The sequence below is a fragment of the Paenibacillus sp. 05T425 genome (genome assembly GCF_056396205.1).
On the sequence record NZ_JBFTLA010000057.1, the window covers coordinates 1 to 569 of the forward strand.

Consider the following 569-nt stretch of genomic DNA (forward strand, 5'->3'; position numbering starts at 1 on the left):
GTGAAAAAACCTTCGAACAGGCCGCCGGCTTCCTGCGCGTAATGAATGGCGACAACCCGCTGGATTCGTCGGCGGTTCACCCGGAAGCCTATCCGCTGGTGCAGCGCATTGCCGCTGAAACCGACCGCGACATTCGCTCGCTGATCGGCGACGCCGCGTTCCTCAAGCGCCTGGACCCGAAGAAGTACACCGACGAAACGTTCGGCCTGCCGACGGTCACCGACATTCTGCAAGAGCTGGAAAAACCTGGCCGCGACCCGCGTCCCGAGTTCAAGACCGCCGAGTTCCAGGACGGCGTCGAAGACCTCAAGGACCTGCAACTGGGCATGATCCTCGAAGGCGTGGTCACCAACGTGACCAACTTCGGTGCCTTCGTCGACATCGGCGTGCATCAGGACGGTCTGGTGCACATTTCCGCGCTGTCGGAGAAGTTCATCAAGGATCCACGCGAAGCGGTGAAGGCCGGTGATGTGGTCAAGGTGAAGGTCATGGAAGTCGATATCCCGCGCAAACGCGTCGGCCTGTCGATGCGCATGAGCGACACCCCGGGCGAGAAGATCGACGGTGCC

1 protein-coding gene is annotated in these 569 nt (G+C 61.5%); it reads left to right on the forward strand.

The genetic code is table 11. From position 1 onward, the window contains the following. Positions 1 to 569, forward strand: a 569-nt coding sequence (locus AC1DF0_RS32025; RefSeq protein ID WP_477577590.1) for a S1 RNA-binding domain-containing protein, incomplete at both ends; no start/stop codon positions are given.